Source organism: Candidatus Koribacter versatilis Ellin345 (genome assembly GCF_000014005.1).
In the GTDB taxonomy this organism is placed as follows: domain Bacteria; phylum Acidobacteriota; class Terriglobia; order Terriglobales; family Acidobacteriaceae; genus Korobacter; species Korobacter versatilis_A.
Map to the genome: position 1 here is coordinate 4,517,299 of NC_008009.1, position 17,637 is coordinate 4,534,935.

A 17,637-nucleotide genomic window follows, 5' to 3' on the forward strand; every position below is an offset into this window, starting at 1 on the left:
TCGAGTGCTCCCGATCGCGATCGGGCATTGTGTTAGCTATAACCTTTAAATTCGGGCATGGTGGCGTGATCTTTGCTCGAGATTCCTTCGCGCTTCAGTACGCTCAAGAACGTCAGCGCCAGAATCCTCACATCGAGCCACAGCGACCAATTGTCCACATACCAGAGATCGAGTTCGAATTTCTCTTCCCAAGTTAGCGTATTGCGCCCGTTGATCTGAGCCCAACCGGTAATTCCTGGCATCACGTCGTGTCGCATACTTTGTCGAGGCGAGTAGCGGTCGAGGTATTCCATACGAAGAGGACGGGGGCCTACCAGAGACATGTCTCCCCTCAGTACATTGATCAATTGTGGCAACTCATCAAGACTTGTTGAACGCAGAAACTTCCCGGTTTTCGTCAAACGTTCGTCGTCAGGAAGGAGTTCACCATCCGCGCCGCGTTTAGCGTTCATCGTACGGAACTTCGATACCGTGAACGGCCTGCCGCGCCTGCCGGGACGCAGTTGCCGAAAAAACACCGGCCTTCCCATCGAGATCCGCACCGCGATCATGCCTGCCAGAAGCAGCGGTGAAACCAGAATTATCCCGATGCATGCGGCCAGCCAATCAAAAGCACGCTTGATCCAGTATTGAAATCCGGACTGTCGCATCATTCAGGTTCCAATCTCACGTACACAACGATTGCCGATGCGGCGTGGGTCACAAGTTGGCATGCCTAGCACAGCCATCCTCATCCGACTTGCCTCATCAATACAAAGGCCTCGATACATCTTGCACGGTTCCGTTTCACGGAAGCGATTATCAAATCCCAACTCGACGCAGCCCCAAATCCGCGATGCGTCGCACGTGGTAATAGGGGAGTAAAAGGGCGCTCCGGAAACCATACCGCTTCTTCATCCACTCTGTGTCGGGGAAAATCGCCCGGACCAATCCGTTCGAACTGTCGTACAAAAGGCTATTGAACCGAATGTACGCGATGTTGGAAAACTTCGGTCGGGCCGGATAAAACAGTCCCGCTCTTTGCAAACGCTTGAGTATCGCCTTGCGCTTCCGCCGAGAGGGCGCGAGTTCCGACAACACAGCGTCAGGCACTGGAGTGTTGAGAAGCCGCGCCGGCAGCCAAAGTGAAAAGTAAGTCGAAGTCCGCACCTGAAGGGCCTTCGCCTTTGCGAGGAAGGCCTCCCAATCGATTTGCAACTGCCTCACGATGCGCTCTACGTCGGTGTGCAAGCGCAACCCTGGTGCCCTCAGGTATGTGTGCTTCGCCGTATGGAGACACACCTGTAAGAGGTTGTCCTCAGGGTTCAACAGCCGCAAATGGGTGCCTTCAATCGGAACAGACCGACTAACGAGTTCGTCGCCATTTGGCTCCTGATCCGGACGTAACCATCGACCCGAAACTGGCCGCCACTGCAGTTCTAACCAGAACGTACCAACGTCCGGAATCTCCTTGTGATATTCGGTTCCGCCCGTTACCTCGCCCTCTTCCAAGGTCCCTTCCTCAGTGACATTCCGCGAGTCACACGTAAACCCTTCTTCTAACAGAATTGCGTGGACACGCCGATAGTCGGCGCGCCGAACCAGGAGATCGACATCGCCCATTGGCGAGCACCCCGCGCACTGATACACACCGCGGGCGATACCAGCATTCTTTAGCGCAACCAGAGGAATGTCCTGTTGTGCTAACCGAGCCGCCATTCGGTCCACTTCGTTCAGATACGCACCAATCCTGTTCCCCACCGTCTCATGCGCTGCGCGCCAACGGAGTGGAACTTGCTCACCCAAAATGTCGATCAACCGGTGCCCGAGATTTCCTTCAAGCTCGTGCTGTTTTGCGACTTGCCACGCGACCTCGTCTCCGACCTGTTCGTAAAGCGCTTTGATCTCAGTGTTGGTCCCCGAATCGCTTGAGCACGCAAGCAACACAAGACGTTCGGCTGGGCCAGGTACTACCTTTGCGAGGAATTGGTTTTCGAAATCGCTCGTCATGATTGGCCCTGTGCTACCGGTTCCACTTTTCCTTCCAGAATCGCGCGCAACTTCGGAGTATTTGCACTCCGCGAATAACAGTTCACAGCCGCGTGGCGAGCGTTCTCTCGCAATCGCCCTAGCTGCTCCCGATCTGTGGCCATTCGCAGAATGAGTTCAGCCAGAGCTTCCGGACTCTTGGGACGAACCACTCCGCCGCATTGGTTCGAAAGAACCACGTGTGCCAAGTCGCTGTTCGTCTCGCAGATGCCGACAATAGCCGACCCTGCGGCCATGCTGTAGTAGGTCTTGCTCGGCATGCTTACTCCCTCAATTCCCTGTTCCAGCGAAGCAATCGCGATGTCAGCAGTCGCCAGAGAGAACGGCAAAACATCAATCGGCTGCAGAGGCAGAAGCGTCACGTTCGCATCCTGATGTTCCTTGATCGATCGCTCGATTGAATCCCACTGTGGCCCGGCGCCGATGATCATGAAATGCAAAGACACCTCATTACGAAGAATGCGCGCTGCTTCAAGGATGCTCTGAATATCGTGGGTCAAGCCCAGGTTCCCAGAATAGAGGACTGTCAATTTGTCGCCCAGTCCGTGTTCAGCGGCAAACGGATTTTGCTCCTTCGGAATTGGCCGGATCGAATCGATATCAACCCACGTCGGAATGATAGTTATCGGGATGTTCTCCGGCACATACTGTCTGACCTTGTCTCTCATGTATGGCCCAAGAGTAAATACGTGCTCTGCATGCCTGAAAGTCACGCGGTTAAAGCCAGCCCAGAGCCGAATGCCCCACGAAGAGCCTTCCCGCATTTTTTGTCCAACAATGATGTCAGGCCACACATCGTCAATCCAAAGAAAGTATCTGCGGCCCATCAACTTCTTTTGCAAATAGCCTAGCAACGAGAGAAACGGCGGTTGCGCCACGATGAACAGCTTCGGATCACCCTTGGTGCGGAAAGCGAGCCTTGTCGCCTGCCAGCAATACTTGAACCACGTCTTGAATCGTCGTGCTGCGGTCTTGCGTTCATACTTGGGCCCCGTGACAAACCGCACGTTTCCAATCGGCTCATGCTCGATGTCGGAAAACACGATCGATTCTTGATCGCCCGCAACATCGAGACACAGTTCCGGAAAATAACTACGAAACGGCGCCGTTTGTTTGAAAAACAGATACTTTGGATTTCCCCGCATTTTCCTCTTCGCTTAAAACGACGAGCATCTCCTCTGCTTCTTCGAGCAGTTCGAGAAATGTCGGCGCAATTACCTCATGCGTCGCGGCGGTGAGTTCTTCACAGCGAAACGCAAACTCTTCGAGCAAGAAACAACGAATTCGAGCGACAGCCTCTGCCCGCTCCCGTGTAGCAATTCCCTTTAAGTACACTCGCGTCCTGGCAGCGATTCCCCGTGCAAAACGCGACTGCAACGCGTAAACCAGCGCATCGTAGTCACGCTGACGTCGCCCCGAGTATTCCCAGTCAATGATCCAAACCCGCTGGCCGTCCCAGAGAATGTTCGCTGGCTGGAAATCGCCGTGACTCTGGACTGTTTGTACGACCGAGGGGTCTTGCAGGCAATCCTGAATGTTTTCAACCGCACTCAGGATTGTATCGCGAAGCGATGCTACAATCCTCGTACCGGCAACCGCTGCGGCGATCTCCCCCGAGAGTCGTTTCGCGTATTCCGATTGCTGTTCCTGGCATACCGTCGCGTCGTACAGAGGCTGCATAGAACTCTTCGCCTGCAGTACACAATCTTGCTGCAGTTTAGCGTCGGACAGCCGATTCAGTGGCGTCCCGACGACCATCTCCTCGATCACGCACTCTTCACCAAGCTCGCCAACGATCCCCGGCACCGCCACTCCAGCGCCCGAGGCCGACCTTCGTGCCTCGATTTCCTTCGCAAAACGATCCATCCGAGAGCCGTGCTTCAAATGGCAGTACACACGCCGTTCTTCGGTGTCGATGTACCTCACCTTGTGCGTCCCCGGCACAATCAGCCATTTCTGCGGATCGGGGACCGCCGGCGAAATATCAACTCGCGCGTGCGCCATCCCCGGCGCGAACACTTTCGAAACCGATGCCCCAAAATACATCCGCTGCAACGGCCGCTTCCACCGTACCGGGCTAGACGAGAACTCGCGGCGTACTACATCAAACACATTCGCTCTCGCAGTGGGATGGAACACCGAGTTGATCTCGTAATTTACCAGCCATTGCTGCGCGCCTGGCACCGTTCCCACGCGCCCGGGACTCCAGCGCACTTTCCAATCACCACCAAAACGTGCCTTCAAAAACCTCGCAGTCGTCTCCTCGAAGCGCTCTCCAAACGGCTCGTACCGGATGAGTTCCCCGATCTTCAATTGCGCCCTCCGACGCCTGCTACCAGCGGCGCGTCCACTCCCAGTACAAGGCCCATAATCTCGCCGTGAATGTCAGCGATATCTCGCGTGGCGTCAATCACATGCCACTGCCCGTCCCGGACCGAGTTCCGATACATTTCTGCCCGTTCTCTCCGGCGGTCCTCACTATCAGGGAACGGTTCGCTCTTCGCCAGCGACCGCCGCAGCGACTCCTCGAATGACAGATCCATCAGTAGCGCCACGTCCGGACGCGCCGCCAACGCGCTCATCAACCGCCACGACCACCATCGCGTTACCGTATCCTCGGGAAAATTCATCGCCAGATCAAATTCACTGTCCCGCAGATAGCGATCACAAATCACGATGATGTCAGCCGACCGCTTCCACCGCGTCACCACCGCCGTCTGCCAAAACATGTCCCCGATCGCCAAATACAGCCACAGCCGACGCTTCCACCCCTGCTTCATGAACCGTTCTCGCTGCGGACTGTTCCCCGCTGGTGCAGCCTTCTTCCCCGCAACCCGCCGCAACAACGATTTCAACCCCTGAAACCCCGGCGTATATCCAAGCCGTAACCACATATAGGAGACTGCATTCCCGCGACTCTTTAATTGCTCCATGAGCAACTCGATCTGCGTCGATTTCCCGCAGCAGTCGATTCCACTAAAAGTGAGGAGGGCCATTGCTTCAGCCTCCAACTCCGACCCTGCTGGGCGGCGCCATTGGGCGTTCGGCGCTACCCGACAGAACCTCTCGATAAACATCGAGATGACGACGGGCCGACTCTTTCCAAGTGAACTGTCCCAGTCGCTGCTTCCCCGCATTCACGAGTCGATCGCGCAGTTGCCGATCCAACATAACTTCGGAAATCGCTTTCGCCAGTGCAGCGGAAGTCGGGGTCTCAATAGCAAGAATAGCGTCGCCTCCAACCTCTCGAAGCGAGCCCGCGGCAGAGCTGATCACCGGAGTGTTTTGCATCATTGACTCCAGCAGTGTCAGGCCGAACCCTTCCATGCTCGATGCGGTTGCATAGACCTCTGCTGCGGCATAAAGCGCGCGCAGATCCTCAGCCGAAACGAATCCTGCGTAGAACGTTCGCTCCGTCCTATGTGGAACTACTCTGCTCTCAGGCAGGCCAGTGACTACCAACTGGACGTCCAGTTGTCTGCAAGCCTCCTCAATCAAATCCACCCTCTTGTGACGGCCGCAGCCTACAGCCAACACGAATGGCCGCTTAATCCCAAACTTGTCCAACGTTGCCGTCACTTGCGCCTCGTCCGCAGGCGGTTGAAACCGTATTCCTGAATGGATGGCGACTACCCTGGCAGAATCCACTCCGCAGTACTTGACGATGTCCTCTTTTGCATTTTGCGAGACCGCGATCGTGCGTACCGAACGGCGAACCGATCGCGGAACAAAAAAACGCCAAAATAACAACTTCAGTTTCGACAAGTACTCTGGATGGACCTCATACAGCATGTCGTGCACGGTCACAACCTGTTTGCACTCAGCCAACAGCGGACACACATACCCCATCGAGTGCAGCAGGTCGATTCCCTCTCGGGCAATTAACCGAGGCAGGATCGTCTGCTCGAGCAAGTGCCGCTTCGACGGAGATTGTGACGAAATCGGCACCCGTACCTTGCGAAATCGCGAAGAAACATAATTTACGGTCTCATACGATTCAGGACTCAGAAACAGAACGAAATCAAATTCTTGGTTCTGCTCCTCGATCTCTTGCAGCAATTCGCGAGCATATACTTCCGTCCCACCAAGCCGGCCCGGTTGCAGATAAATGAGATTCAGACCTACTCTGAAAGTCGCCATTGGCCTTCAAAACGCAAGGGATGAGTACAGGTAAGGAGGTGGAAATTTTGCTGTGTTACTCATGATATACCAAAATTGCTGCAGAAATTCGCATCCGCTTTCGTAAGGTGAGCGTGATACAACGGGGCATCCAATCCTGCACCCCTGTCATAGATTCCAGCCAGGAGCATTAGGCCGGAAACAAGAGCGGCAGAAAATCAGACGAACGTACCGTTCGATACTTTGGTATAGGCGTTAGAACGACCAGCGCAAAGAAGCAGTGGCGTTGTTGGCGTGGAAATAGCGGTTGTCGGTGGGACCGATAAACGATTTCTCGCCGTATTGGTAGTAGTTCCAACCACCCTTGGCAGTTATGTTGTGGCCGAGATCAACGGCGAGGCTCGCCAGCGGCTGATGGTAGTTGTACTGCAGGGCACCAAGCGGCTGGAGGCTGTTGAACTGCGGGATGGAACCTCCGACGCTGTTGATGGAGTAGCCCAGCTGCGTGGTTACGCGTTTCAGCGGGCGGAACAGGATGGAGCCCATCGCGTAGTGAACGTGGTTCTTGTAGTAGCCGAAGGTGAGCAGCGGATTGCCGGAGTCGTCGTATCCGTTGGCAGTGCAGGAACCGGCAGTAGTGACCACCGGCAACGTAGTGTCGGAATTGTTGAAGCAGACGAATGCGTTCTGCTCGAAATCGTTGTAGTTGTAGGCGAAGTCGAGGCTAAAGCTTTCGCGTGGCGTGATGGTCGCCGAGACACCGTAGTTGCGATTGTGTCCGCTGAAGTCGATGAGGGAGTCGCCGTTGGAACCGTCCCAGAGATTGACGTTGGCACTGAGAACGGCCCAGGGTTTGGGCGTGTAATTCGCCATGATGCGGTAACGCGACTGGACGCGCGGCGCGATCCGAACAATGGTGTCGTCGCTGCTCTGGCGCTCCCAGTCGAAGTTGAAGCGCATATTCATGCTCGGCCGCAGCCAGAAGCCGACGAGAGGCGTGTACTGATGCACTTCAATGCGGTCTTCATCCCCGGTGGTGAAATCGAGAATGTGGTGGAAGATCTGGTTACCGTAGCGGAAGCCGATGCGGCCGCCATAGTGCTTGGAACCGTCCCACACCAGATCACTTTCATTGGTCGTCCAGCGTTGGTTGAAGGACAAGTTGTCGTTGATCGTCTCCGCGCTTGGCGTGGTGGCACTCATGGGAGTGAGCAGGTAGCAGTTGCTCGAGTCGTTGCAGACCCAACTGGTATCGGTGCCGGCAAAACTCTCAGGAGTGCGGAAGGCCCAGAGGCGGAACGTATCCACGAATTTGAATTGCTTCGAGATATGGAACGTGGCGCTGAAATCCGCGACGTTGGAGATTCGCGAGGCATGCGCGGGACCGGTAAGCGTTTCCTGCCGCACTCCTGAGCGCTGCGAGAGACCATTGAAGAATTCGTTGAAGGGGGCGTCCATGTCAGCCGAGCTGTAGGCATAGGAGGCCGAGAAATCGAGTCTATCGAAGTAGCTGCTGTGGAAGCTCAGACGCTCGGTGGGTGTCGTGGTGCGAATCCGGTTGGTGCGATTGTAATCGAAATATGCATTACAGGCAGTGTTGGTCAGCGTGCCCGTGGGATCGATCAGGCTAGTGTTGGGCGGATTGATGGCGCACGGCGTTTTGCCTGCGGTAGCGACGGGCAGACCTAACTCAACCGTCTGCGTGCCTCCGGGCAGGAAGGCCTGGAAGAACGGAGCGAGTTGCCAGTTGCTGTCGCCCTTGTAGTAGTCGAGGAACTGGTCGTAACTGAGAACGGTGCGAGGCGCCAGTTTGACATCGATGCCGGCACGAAACGAATTCAGCGTGGTGTTCCAGTTCTGATAAAGCAGGGCGTCGGTACCCTCGTGGACGCTGGAATAGGACGGTCCGCTCATATTGTTGTGCGAGTAGCCGAGGCGGAAATCGACCACGGATTCAGGCAAGATCGTGAGATCGTAATCCTGCATTCTGCGGCGCGTGAAGAAACCATGCGGCGAGTCAAGCACGGGGACGCTCGGGCTGGAATTTGGCGTATTCAGCGGGTTTGCCAGCAGGTTGAAATCGAAATCGGTCTGGTCACGACGGAAACTGGCGCGGAAGTCGTACCACTTGCTTTTGTCGATGCGCGCGCGCAGTGCGTTGTTGGGATCGCCACCCCATCCAAAACTGTTAATGCTGAGATTGTCGAACAGCACCCCGGTGTGGTCGATCGACTGCATGGTGAGACTCTGCTCTAAAAACCTCGGGCCACTGCGCAGGTTGACGAGCGAATCGTACATATCCTGGCTGCCTGAAACGTCAGAGCCGCGATAACCAATTTCTACCGTCTGGTGCACGGTATAGCCGCTGGCATCCCAACCTTCGGGCGCAGTGGGAGTCTGGCCGGATCCGGGATCAGTGGATTGGGCGGCAGCGAACATGCTCATCGTTGTAACAAGGAGGCAGAGCCGTCGGAGTCGAAGCAGGGTCGAGATCATCATGCGCCCCTTCATCGGAAGAACACATTGCTCGCGTTGGAGCCGTGAATTGCCGCGTGGCACATGGTGCACGCCTGGTATTTAGTGGACTGGTTATGTCCCGGTCCGGCGGGTCCCTGCGCTGGGAACGAGTGGCATTGCAGACATAGCAGGTTCACCTGGCTGACGCGCAGCAAACGCGGATTCGTGGATCCGTGCGGCGTGTGGCAGCTGCTACAGCCTTCGGTCTTTACCGGCACGTGTTCGTAAACGAACGGACCTTGTTTGTCGGCGTGGCACTTATAGCAGGCTGCGTCCCCATTGGCTACGGTGCGCGCCTGTCGAACGGTGGTGGTGCCGTGAACGTTATGGCAGTCTGCGCACTGAATAAGGTGCTCATTGACGCGGTGGTGGTAGGGCTTTGCGAAGTCTGCTTTCGCGGCCGCGTGGCAGGAATAGCAGAGCTCGGGTTGGCTCTTTACGAGAAGGTGTTCCGGCTCGCGTGCCTGGTGGGGCGAATGGCAGTCGAGGCAGCCAACATTGCTGCCTGCATGGACGGATGACGCAAAGTGGCGCTGTTCCTGCTTTTCTCCGTGGCAGGTCAGACACCGGCTGTTGATTTCCTGCTTCGATACATTCTTGAAAGAGAAGATCTTCGACTTGTCGCCGCCGCCCTCAACGTGCGCCGACCCCGGCCCGTGACAGGATTCGCATCCGTGGCCGTCGCCCAGCGTAGTTTTGTAGTGAGGGGTCCGCTCGAACTGTGTCTTGTAGAGGTCTTCGTGACACGTCTTGCAGGTGTCAACGCCGACATAGTGTGCAGGCTCTGCCGGCGCCGGAACTGCAGCGCTCTTCTCTTGTGGTCCTGACGCCCGCAATGGGCGAATCACGATGAGAGAGAGGACGACAACGGAAATTGTCCACAGCAAGAATCGTAAGACTCGTCCGACCTGCACGATCAACTCCTCAACCAACTTCGGCAGTGTTGCAGTGAATCAACAGGAACGCGAGTCGCGATTCGTTCCTATATTGAACTACAGGCCTTTAACGTAGGCTGCGATGGCCTTCGCTTGATCGTCGGTAACGCCGGAAATGCCCTTCGTGTGTGGTGCTTTGCTCCCGGCCTTGCCCTTTGTGATCTGGTCGGCGACCGCTCCGGCATCCAGTGCGGTGCCCTTCAGCGCGGGGGCTTTCATAGCGGGTTTGCCTTCGCCGCTGGCGCCATGACAGTGGGCGCATTTTTTCTTGTAAAGGGCCGCGCCGTCGTCCGCTGCCCACAGCGCGGTCGAGAGAATTGTCAGAACGAAAACGATGCGGAAAAAGCGGCTTCTCATGGAGAAATTCCTCGCCAAATTGAAATCGTGTTTCTTACGGTCCCCACACTACTTCAAGAGTGCGAAAACTCTAGTCTCGAATCCACCGGCGAGCAAACTGCTAAATCTTACAGGGCATCGGATTTGGCAGCAGAGACTTACACACGAACGTGTCCGTCAGTGGGCAGTTACTTTACGGCCAAAAAAGTCCGGCATTCCATAGCGGAATGCCGGGATTATCAGGTAACCGGACTAACTTGCCAGTCTGCTGATGTCGTTCCTAGAACTTCAGGCTTGGCGCAAGGACATGCCATTCCAGAATGAACCAGGTCATGAAAATCGCTGAGAGCACGAACAGGACGTCGTAAACACGGTTCCACCACCATCGTTGCTCCCACCACGGGCGGAAGAAGTTGTAAATCGCGATCAGCGTCGAAACCACCGCGAGCAAGGCAGTGAACTGGATCACTCGATAGAGCCAGTTGCTGCTGGTATTCAGTCCCAGTTCGCCCAGGGCGCTGAAAATGCCGACAACCGTCGCTATAAAGATAAGGTTCAACGCGGCCGCAAGCATCAGCAGCCGATGACGGCGCGCGTGGACTGGATCGAGGTTCAGACGTTTGTCGTAGTGCCGGCGGGCTGCCGCGCCCACTCCCCAAAGAACCAACGCGAGAGAGAAAAAGACGATCGGAGCAATGAGGGTGAAGAGCGCGAATGGCTTGGTGCGGACGGCACCGGGCTTCATCCACATCATGAACGGATAGTCCATGGCGAACGACTGGGCGCCGCTGTAGTCGGTAAAGAATTCGAGCTGTGCCTGGCCATCTTGCTCGCGATAGAGGTTCTGCTCAACTTCGACAAATTTCCTGGGCTGACCGTTGGGCGCCTTGAAATCTTCGATGATGACGTTGCCGTCGGCATCAGCGCCGACCTTCGACTGGCCAATCGCGTTCAGCGCATCCAGCAAGTTCGGGCCCGGGCGACGGCTGCTCATGTAATAACCTGCGAGACGGGCGGCGTCCTGTTTGGCAGAGGCGATGGCGGTTGTCGGCGGCGGTGTGTAGGGGAAGTAACGATCGAGAAAATGATGGAACACCGTTTCCCGCAAACCACCTTCAGGTTTCCCGGCGCTATTCTGCGAGATGAAGAACCCGACGTTCGAGTCCAGAATAAGGTGCAAGTCGCTGTGGAAGTATTGGGTATCGCCGGCGTGGCCAATGATGGTGTGTCCGTTGCGATTTTCCTGATAGAAACCGAGGCACATGCCGTTCAATCGCGGCCCGACCGAGAACGTGCGCGAGTGCATTTTCTGGGCGGTCGCGGTTTGCAGGATTTGCGCGCCTTCATACTCGCCGTTTTGCAGATGAGCAATCATGAAGTGCGAGATGTCGTCTGCCGTGATGGCAACGGAGCCCGCAGGGAATGCGGTCACGAACTCATAGGGCTTCGCTTCTCCCGAGCCCACGTCGTAGCCGGAAGACACGTTGGCTTCCCAGCCCTTCGGAAGAGGCTGGCGAAAAGTGGCGTGCTCCATGTGGAGCGGCTGATAGATGTGGTGCTCGATGTAGTCGTCGAACGGTTCGCCGGAGACGCGCTGCACGATGTAGCCCGCCAGCGTAGTAGCGTAGTTGGAGTAGGCCGGAACTTTTCCCGGCGGGTAGATGCGACGCGGCTGGTGCGATATGACGTAGCCGCGAAGATCTTCCTTACCATTCTGATCTGCCGTAATGAGATCTTTGACCGCTTCTTCGAACCCTGCGGTGTGGGTCATGATGTTACGTAGGGTGATCGGCTGTCCGAACGCGGCCTCGATTTTGAAATCGAGATATTCGTTTACTTCCTTATCGAGATCCAGCTTGCCTTGTTCCACCAACTGCATGACAGCTGTCCAGGTGAAGAGCTTGGAGATGCTGCCCGGACGAAACAGGGTTTCGTTCGCTACCACCGGCCGTTTCGTCTTGACGTCGGCGTAACCGTAGCCCTTCTCATAGATGATCTTGCCGTCTTTTACGACCGAGACCACGGCGCCAGCGATATCGTTGCGAGCGATCTCGGTGGGGACGAGCCCATCCAAAAAGGCTTCGAGGTCGGCTGCGTCGAGTTCGTGTGTTGATTCCCCGGGAACTACCTTCGAAGTAGCGGGGGCGGCTTCGGGATGCTTTTCTTTGTTCGTCTTTTGAGGCAGCGGGTTCTGCGCGTTTATGAAGCTGGAACTGATGAGTGCGATACATCCAAGACTGAGTGCGAGTTTTCTCATTCGTGACTCCCTAGCCGACAGATCAAGAGCTGCGAGATAAACCCGGCGCAGCCACATTGCGCGGCGCCGGGGAGATGCGTTTTGTTAGAAAGAGAACTTCAGCGCCAACTGCAGAATGCGCGGGTTGGACAGCGTCTTCGTGATGGTTCCAAAACTTGGACCATCGGTGAAGACGTTATCGGGATCGGCGAAATTGACCTGGTTGAAAACGTTGAAGGCTTCCGCGCGGAACTCGAAATTGGCAGCTTCACTCAACCGACGTACTGGGAAGACCTTGATCAACGAGAGGTCCGAGCTCGCTTGCGCCGGGCCCTTGAACAGTCCCAGCGAAGTGTTTCCGAAACCCGTGCCGCCATCCGCCGATGCGGGAGGAGCGGAAGTGAAGCAGGTTGTGTCGATCCATCCGTTCAGGCGACCAGTAACAGAACCGCCTTTGCTCAGCGAACACCCGGGTGTCATGGTCGCGAAGTCGTAGTTATAACCCTGGGTGTAGACGTTCGTTGGATTCACGTCGAGCGCCGGCAGGAGATGTCCGGATTGAAGCGTCGTCACGCCGGCAACTTTCCAGTCTGACAGCAGCGCGCTCGCCCAGCCATGGTCGTGGAACCCGGGAATTTCGTAAACGTACGAGAGCACAAAACGGTGGGGACGAATAAAGATGTCCGGACCGTGGTCGCGGTTCGGGTTGAAGTTATCGCCAACCTGTGTTCCGCCGTTCGCGCCGGTCGTGGCGCCCCACACGCTGGTGAGGTCTTTGGCATAGGTATATGAGGCCAGGAACTGCAATCCGTGGCTCAATCGATGTTCCACGCTGACCTGCAGCGCGTTGTACCACGAGTAGCCGGTGCTCTGGTCGTAGTAGAGGGCACCGAAGCCTTCATAGGGAATCCGGGCGTAGAAGTTGCCTAAGGTAGTGTCGGTCTGACCGCGCACCGGATTGTCGGCACTCGCCGCCGATGCCTGGTTCAGGTTGTTGTAGAGGAGCATGTGCGTGCCGTGCGAGCCGGCGTAGCCCACCTGTACCACCGTTGACTTGGTGATCTGCGCCTGCAAATTCAGTCCGTATTGCTGGAACAGCGGCGGGCGGAGGTTCTGCGCCAAGGCAAACGGAGAGAGCGTGGTAGTGGCAGCAAATTGTCCGGGAAGGTATTCCACGGGAGCTGAGTACGGGAAGAACTGCGGGAATGCTCCGGGATCGGGGCCGAACGGATTGGCGAAGCCTGCAGTCCCTACGGCAGCTCGATACTGTCCCCACGGCTGGTTGGTCTCGAGCTGGAAGTAGGGTTGGCCGGTAATTCGCTGGCGGTAAAGGCCGTAACCACCGCGTAAAACGAAGCGATCTGAGCCGGGCAACATCCATGCGAAACCGATGCGTGGGTTCCACGTGTTCTGCCCGTCACCGTTGATCGCGAGATCGTTGCTGGCGCGAGTGACTCCGTCGGGAATCTGCCCCGAAAAGTTGCTGGCAACAATGATGCCTTCGAGACTTCCAGCGGCTCCTGGATTCGGATTCACCAGCGAAGGATTCACGTTGGCATTTCTGCCCGCGTTCTCTCCGACATCACCGAGTCGCTCATAGCGGAAGCCCAGATTGAGGGTGAGTCTCTGGGTAACTTTGAAATCGTCCTGCGCGTAGAGCGACCCGTCCCACACGCGGTAGCCGCGCTGGGTGATGCCCGCGAGGTCGACAGACTGGTAAGGATTGAAGGGACCGTCGCCAATCATCAAGCCCGGATAGTCGAGGAAGATCGTATAGCCGGCAAACGCGAACTCGGAGATATTGTCCTGTGAACGCGTGATGTTCCCGCCGAAGCGGAACGAGTGACGTCCGTGGAACCAGGAGAGCGTGTCCTGGAAGATGTAGTTGTTCTGAGCGATGACGGTCGTCTGGCCGTTGCCGCCTTCATCGAAGCCGCCGAGCACCGAGATGTTTGCACGTGCATCGTCAAATCCGGGTGCAGTCACACCAATGTCGGAATATTTCAGCGGGAACGACTGGTTGGTGCCGGCCAGGTTGCGGGTGAATCCAATTTGTGCCTGGTTCACCAGTGCCGAGGTGAACACATAGGTATGGCTGAGCGAGAAATCGCGGAAGTTCTGCGGGTTCTTCGAGGGAGAACCGGGAACTTGATCGCCAACTGTCTGGGTTTGCGGCAACGTGGATGTCGCTTCACTGTCCGCGTAGAAGAAGCGTTCCTGGAACGTGCTCTTGGAGTTCTGCAGCCAGTCGAGGTTCACCATGAACTGGTCTTCGTGATAGGGACACGCCACGCTATACGTGGAAAAGCCTTCGGGCAAGCCAGTCGCAGGATCGGTTTTGATGACCTGCGGGTTGGGAATCAGGTATTGCCCATTCGAAAGCTTCGCATTGAAGAGCGCCGCGGCCTGCGGACTGATGTTCGCCGCAGTTACTGGATTTCCGGTATACGGGTCCATACCGCCGAACGCTGTCGTCGCTCCAACGGCTGCTGCCAACCCTGCATTGGAGCGATCATCGGTCAACACAGGCAGCGTTACGCTGCTCGAACAGCTCGGATCGATGCCGTTGTTCTGGCGCGTTCCCTGATAGGACGTGAAGAAAAGAAGTTTGTCCCTGACGATAGGGCCGCCAAACGTGAAACCGAACTGGTTTTGCCGCAGCTCGGCACGAGGCTGGTCGGTCTGTTTGCGGAAGTAATCATTGGCATTCATGGCCTCGTTGCGGAAGAACTCCCAACCACTGCCATGCCAGCGATTGGTGCCGGACTTCGTCAGCACGTTCACGTTGGCGCCCGCGTTCCGTCCGAACGAAGCGTCGTATTGGCCAGTCTGGACCTTGAATTCCTCGATGGTGTCAGGGTTCGGAGCGGACACGCCACCGCTGAAGTGACCGCTCCCCTGGAGGTCGTTGACGTTGACGCCATTCATCTGAAAATTGTTGTCGGAATAACTGGCGCCGCCGGTCACGAGAGCACCATCCACGCCGCCGCGACCGATCTCGCCGGCATTGAAAATCTCAGCCGAGACGCCCGGTGATAGGCCGAGGATTTGCTGATAGTTGCGCGTGACCAAGGGCAGGTTCGCGACTTGACGCTGATCCACGACGTTACCAAGAGAGCTATCTTCGGTCTTCAGCAGTTCGCCCATATCGTTCACGGAAACGGTTTCATTCTGCGACCCAACTGCCATCTGGACGTTGTCAGCGACGGTCTCCGTGATATGGACGGTGATGTCGGGCCGCTCCGCGCGCTTGAAGCCGGTCTTAGTGACCGCCAACACATACGTGCCGGGATTAAGGAGGGAAACCACGTAGGCGCCGGTGTTGGAGGTTGTAGTGGTGCGAGTTTCGCCCGTGCGGGCGTCGGTCGCCGTGACCGTGGCGTTCGGGATGACGGCTCCAGCCGGATCCGTCACCGTACCGGCGATGGCGCCTGTGGAAGCGGTTTGGGCCGGAACTGTGTTCACGAGCCCGATGAGTACCAACGACACACAAGCGATATGCAGCACCATACGTTGCCCGAAGAGCGTCATGGTCTCTCCCCCATTTCACCGGCTTTAACGCCAGCCCCAGTCTCTATTTGACGAAAACAAACCCGAACGACATGTGAAATAAACGTTTCTTGGAGTCTAAACGTTTCAAGTGGCAGAACTGTAGAACTCGCGGGTAATCGCTGTCAAGCCGCATTTTTAGATATTTTTCATCTGGAAAATCAAATGAAACATATGATACGTTGCAAGCCGAGCGCGACCACAAATGCAGATGCGAGATGGGAAGGCACCGGCAAAAGGCAAGTGGCGGTTAATGAGCCAGGCGGAGCGGATTGCTCAATTGAGCCCGCGCCGCCGCGAGATTGTGCGCCCCGCGTTCGAAGACCCGCGGCGGTTCGTTTTGCTCAGCGTCCGCGACATGGCGGACAAGCTCGGGACGGATCCAGCGACGATGGTGCGCATCGCGCAGAACCTTGGATTCGAGAGCTACAAAGAGTTTCAGCACTACTTGCATGAGTTGTCGGTGGTGAGGGCGACCTCGCTGGACACGCTGGAGGCGAGCGCGTCGACGGATTCCGATGTGGTCTCGGTGATGCGGGCCTGCCTCGACCAGGAACTCAAAAACATTCGAGCGCTCTACAACGGACTCGACCTGGAGAAGCTCGGAACTGCGGCACGCAGGATGTGGCGAGCGCGACGAATCCTGGTGGTTGGCGGTGATGCGGCGACTTCCCTCGTCTCGTACACGGAATATCACTTCAACGTGATCGGGCTGCCTGCCTATGCGGCTACCTCGCCGGGCGTTGCAGTACACGCCGTGCGCAGCCTCGGCAAGAGTGATGTGCTGCTCGCGATCAGCTTCCGGCGCGGCCTCAGGATGACGATTGAGGCGATCCAGCAGGCGCGCAATGCGGGGGCCTACTGCATCGGGATTACCGATACCTACATCTCGCCGGTTGCAAGGTTTGCGGATGAGTTCTTCCTTGCCGGCATCGATTCGAATTCCTTCGGTGTCTCCTACTCCGCGCCAATGTGCCTGCTGAATGTGTTCCTGGTGGCGATTGCACAAGCGCAGCGGGCCAAAACTCTGGAAGTGATGACCAAGGTCGCAGAAGAGCAGTCGCACGGATCGCGCTTCTACCAGGAATAATCCTCGTGGAGATTGAGTGAATCAGCAGATGCAATCCTCACAGTCCAGCCCAGGCGATGCAGCGACGGCTGCCAGCGTGGTGATACGGCCCTGCGCCACTCCGGAAGAATTTCGGGCGTGCGTGGAGGTGGAAACGGAAGTCTGGAACTTCGATGCAAGTGAGGCGGTGTCGCACCACATCATGGCGGTGGCACACGAGACCGGAGGCCAGGTCTTCGGCGCTTTCGACGGGCAACGCATGATCGGCTTTGCGTTGGCGTTCCCTGCTATTCGCGACGGTCATGTCCACTTGCATTCGCACATGGCTGCCGTGATCTCCGCCTACCAGGAGCGTGGCATCGGTCAGATGCTGAAGCTGAAGCAGCGTGAGGAAGCTCTGTCGCGGGGGATCAAGCTGATCGAGTGGACGTTTGACCCGCTGCAAACACGAAATGCAAATTTCAATATCCGCAGGTTGGGAGCGGTGGTGCGCCGGTATCTTCCGAATTTTTACGGAGTGTCATCCAGTCCTCTGCATTCCAATTTGCCGACGGACCGTCTGGTTGCCGCGTGGCACCTGGATTCAGGGCGGGTGCGGGCTCATATTGCCGGTAAAGCACATGAGCCTGGCGACAACCAACGCAAGATTTCTGTCCCGAAAAACATGAACGAACTTCGCCATGCGGATCCTTCGAAAGCCGCGGAAATTCAATTGGGTGTACGTCGGCAATGCCAGGATGCATTTGAGCAACAGTACACAGTGACTGCATTTACAACCGACGAAAACAACGGCTATTTCATTTTGGAAAAAAATTATGCGTATTGATTTTGTAGCTTTGCGGGAACTG

Annotated in this window: 13 protein-coding genes; 2 read left to right on the forward strand and 11 right to left on the reverse strand. The window is 56.6% G+C overall.

Annotated elements, in window-relative coordinates; genetic code table 11:
* Positions 1-32 precede the first annotated feature (32 nt).
* The 11 genes from ACID345_RS19790 to ACID345_RS19840 form a co-directional block, all read right to left on the reverse strand.
* Positions 33-653 (reverse strand): sugar transferase, encoded by a 621-nt coding sequence (locus tag ACID345_RS19790; protein ID WP_011524620.1) that lies wholly within the window; start codon positions 651-653, stop codon positions 33-35.
* 148 nt (positions 654-801) lie between these two features.
* On the reverse strand, positions 802-1,989 hold the full coding sequence (locus tag ACID345_RS19795; RefSeq protein ID WP_011524621.1) for a nucleotidyltransferase domain-containing protein: 1,188 nt from the start codon (positions 1,987-1,989) through the stop codon (positions 802-804).
* Positions 1,986-3,071 carry a glycosyltransferase family 4 protein gene (locus tag ACID345_RS19800; protein ID WP_011524622.1) on the reverse strand — a complete coding sequence of 362 codons (1,086 nt, stop codon included), beginning with the start codon at positions 3,069-3,071 and terminating at the stop codon, positions 1,986-1,988. The genes ACID345_RS19795 and ACID345_RS19800 overlap by 4 nt, the downstream gene beginning before the upstream one ends.
* A 49-nt stretch (positions 3,072-3,120) precedes the next feature.
* A complete protein-coding gene (locus ACID345_RS19805; RefSeq protein WP_011524623.1) occupies positions 3,121-4,341 on the reverse strand; it encodes a phosphotransferase in 1,221 nt (406 codons plus the stop codon).
* The gene (locus ACID345_RS19810) at positions 4,338-5,024 is read right to left on the reverse strand and encodes a dTMP kinase (RefSeq protein WP_011524624.1); all 687 of its coding nucleotides are present in this window, start codon (positions 5,022-5,024) and stop codon (positions 4,338-4,340) included. The genes ACID345_RS19805 and ACID345_RS19810 overlap by 4 nt, the downstream gene beginning before the upstream one ends.
* 4 nt (positions 5,025-5,028) lie before the next feature.
* Positions 5,029-6,168, reverse strand: a complete 1,140-nt coding sequence (locus tag ACID345_RS19815) for a glycosyltransferase family 4 protein (protein WP_011524625.1) — start codon at positions 6,166-6,168, stop codon at positions 5,029-5,031.
* Between the two features lie 234 nt (positions 6,169-6,402).
* Positions 6,403-8,646: a hypothetical protein gene (locus ACID345_RS19820; protein WP_148210189.1), complete on the reverse strand. Its 2,244-nt coding sequence runs from the start codon at positions 8,644-8,646 to the stop codon at positions 6,403-6,405.
* Positions 8,647-8,654: 8 nt separating this feature from the next.
* Positions 8,655-9,578: a DmsE family decaheme c-type cytochrome gene (locus tag ACID345_RS19825; RefSeq protein ID WP_011524627.1), complete on the reverse strand. Its 924-nt coding sequence runs from the start codon at positions 9,576-9,578 to the stop codon at positions 8,655-8,657.
* Between the two features lie 78 nt (positions 9,579-9,656).
* Positions 9,657-9,956: a c-type cytochrome gene (locus ACID345_RS19830; RefSeq protein WP_011524628.1), complete on the reverse strand. Its 300-nt coding sequence runs from the start codon at positions 9,954-9,956 to the stop codon at positions 9,657-9,659.
* Positions 9,957-10,215: 259 nt separating this feature from the next.
* Positions 10,216-12,192, reverse strand: coding sequence for a serine hydrolase domain-containing protein (locus ACID345_RS19835; RefSeq protein WP_011524629.1), 1,977 nt, complete (start codon positions 12,190-12,192; stop codon positions 10,216-10,218).
* Positions 12,193-12,276: 84 nt separating this feature from the next.
* The gene (locus tag ACID345_RS19840; protein WP_011524630.1) at positions 12,277-15,702 is read right to left on the reverse strand and encodes a TonB-dependent receptor; all 3,426 of its coding nucleotides are present in this window, start codon (positions 15,700-15,702) and stop codon (positions 12,277-12,279) included.
* A 223-nt stretch (positions 15,703-15,925) separates the two neighbouring features.
* Here ACID345_RS19840 and ACID345_RS19845 point away from each other — a divergent pair, with 223 nt between their 5' ends.
* Together ACID345_RS19845 and ACID345_RS19850 are read left to right on the forward strand one after the other, a co-directional pair.
* The gene (locus tag ACID345_RS19845) at positions 15,926-16,810 is read left to right on the forward strand and encodes a MurR/RpiR family transcriptional regulator (protein WP_011524631.1); all 885 of its coding nucleotides are present in this window, start codon (positions 15,926-15,928) and stop codon (positions 16,808-16,810) included.
* A 16-nt stretch (positions 16,811-16,826) separates the two neighbouring features.
* Positions 16,827-17,615: a GNAT family N-acetyltransferase gene (locus ACID345_RS19850; protein ID WP_049761986.1), complete on the forward strand. Its 789-nt coding sequence runs from the start codon at positions 16,827-16,829 to the stop codon at positions 17,613-17,615.
* Positions 17,616-17,637 lie beyond the last annotated feature (22 nt).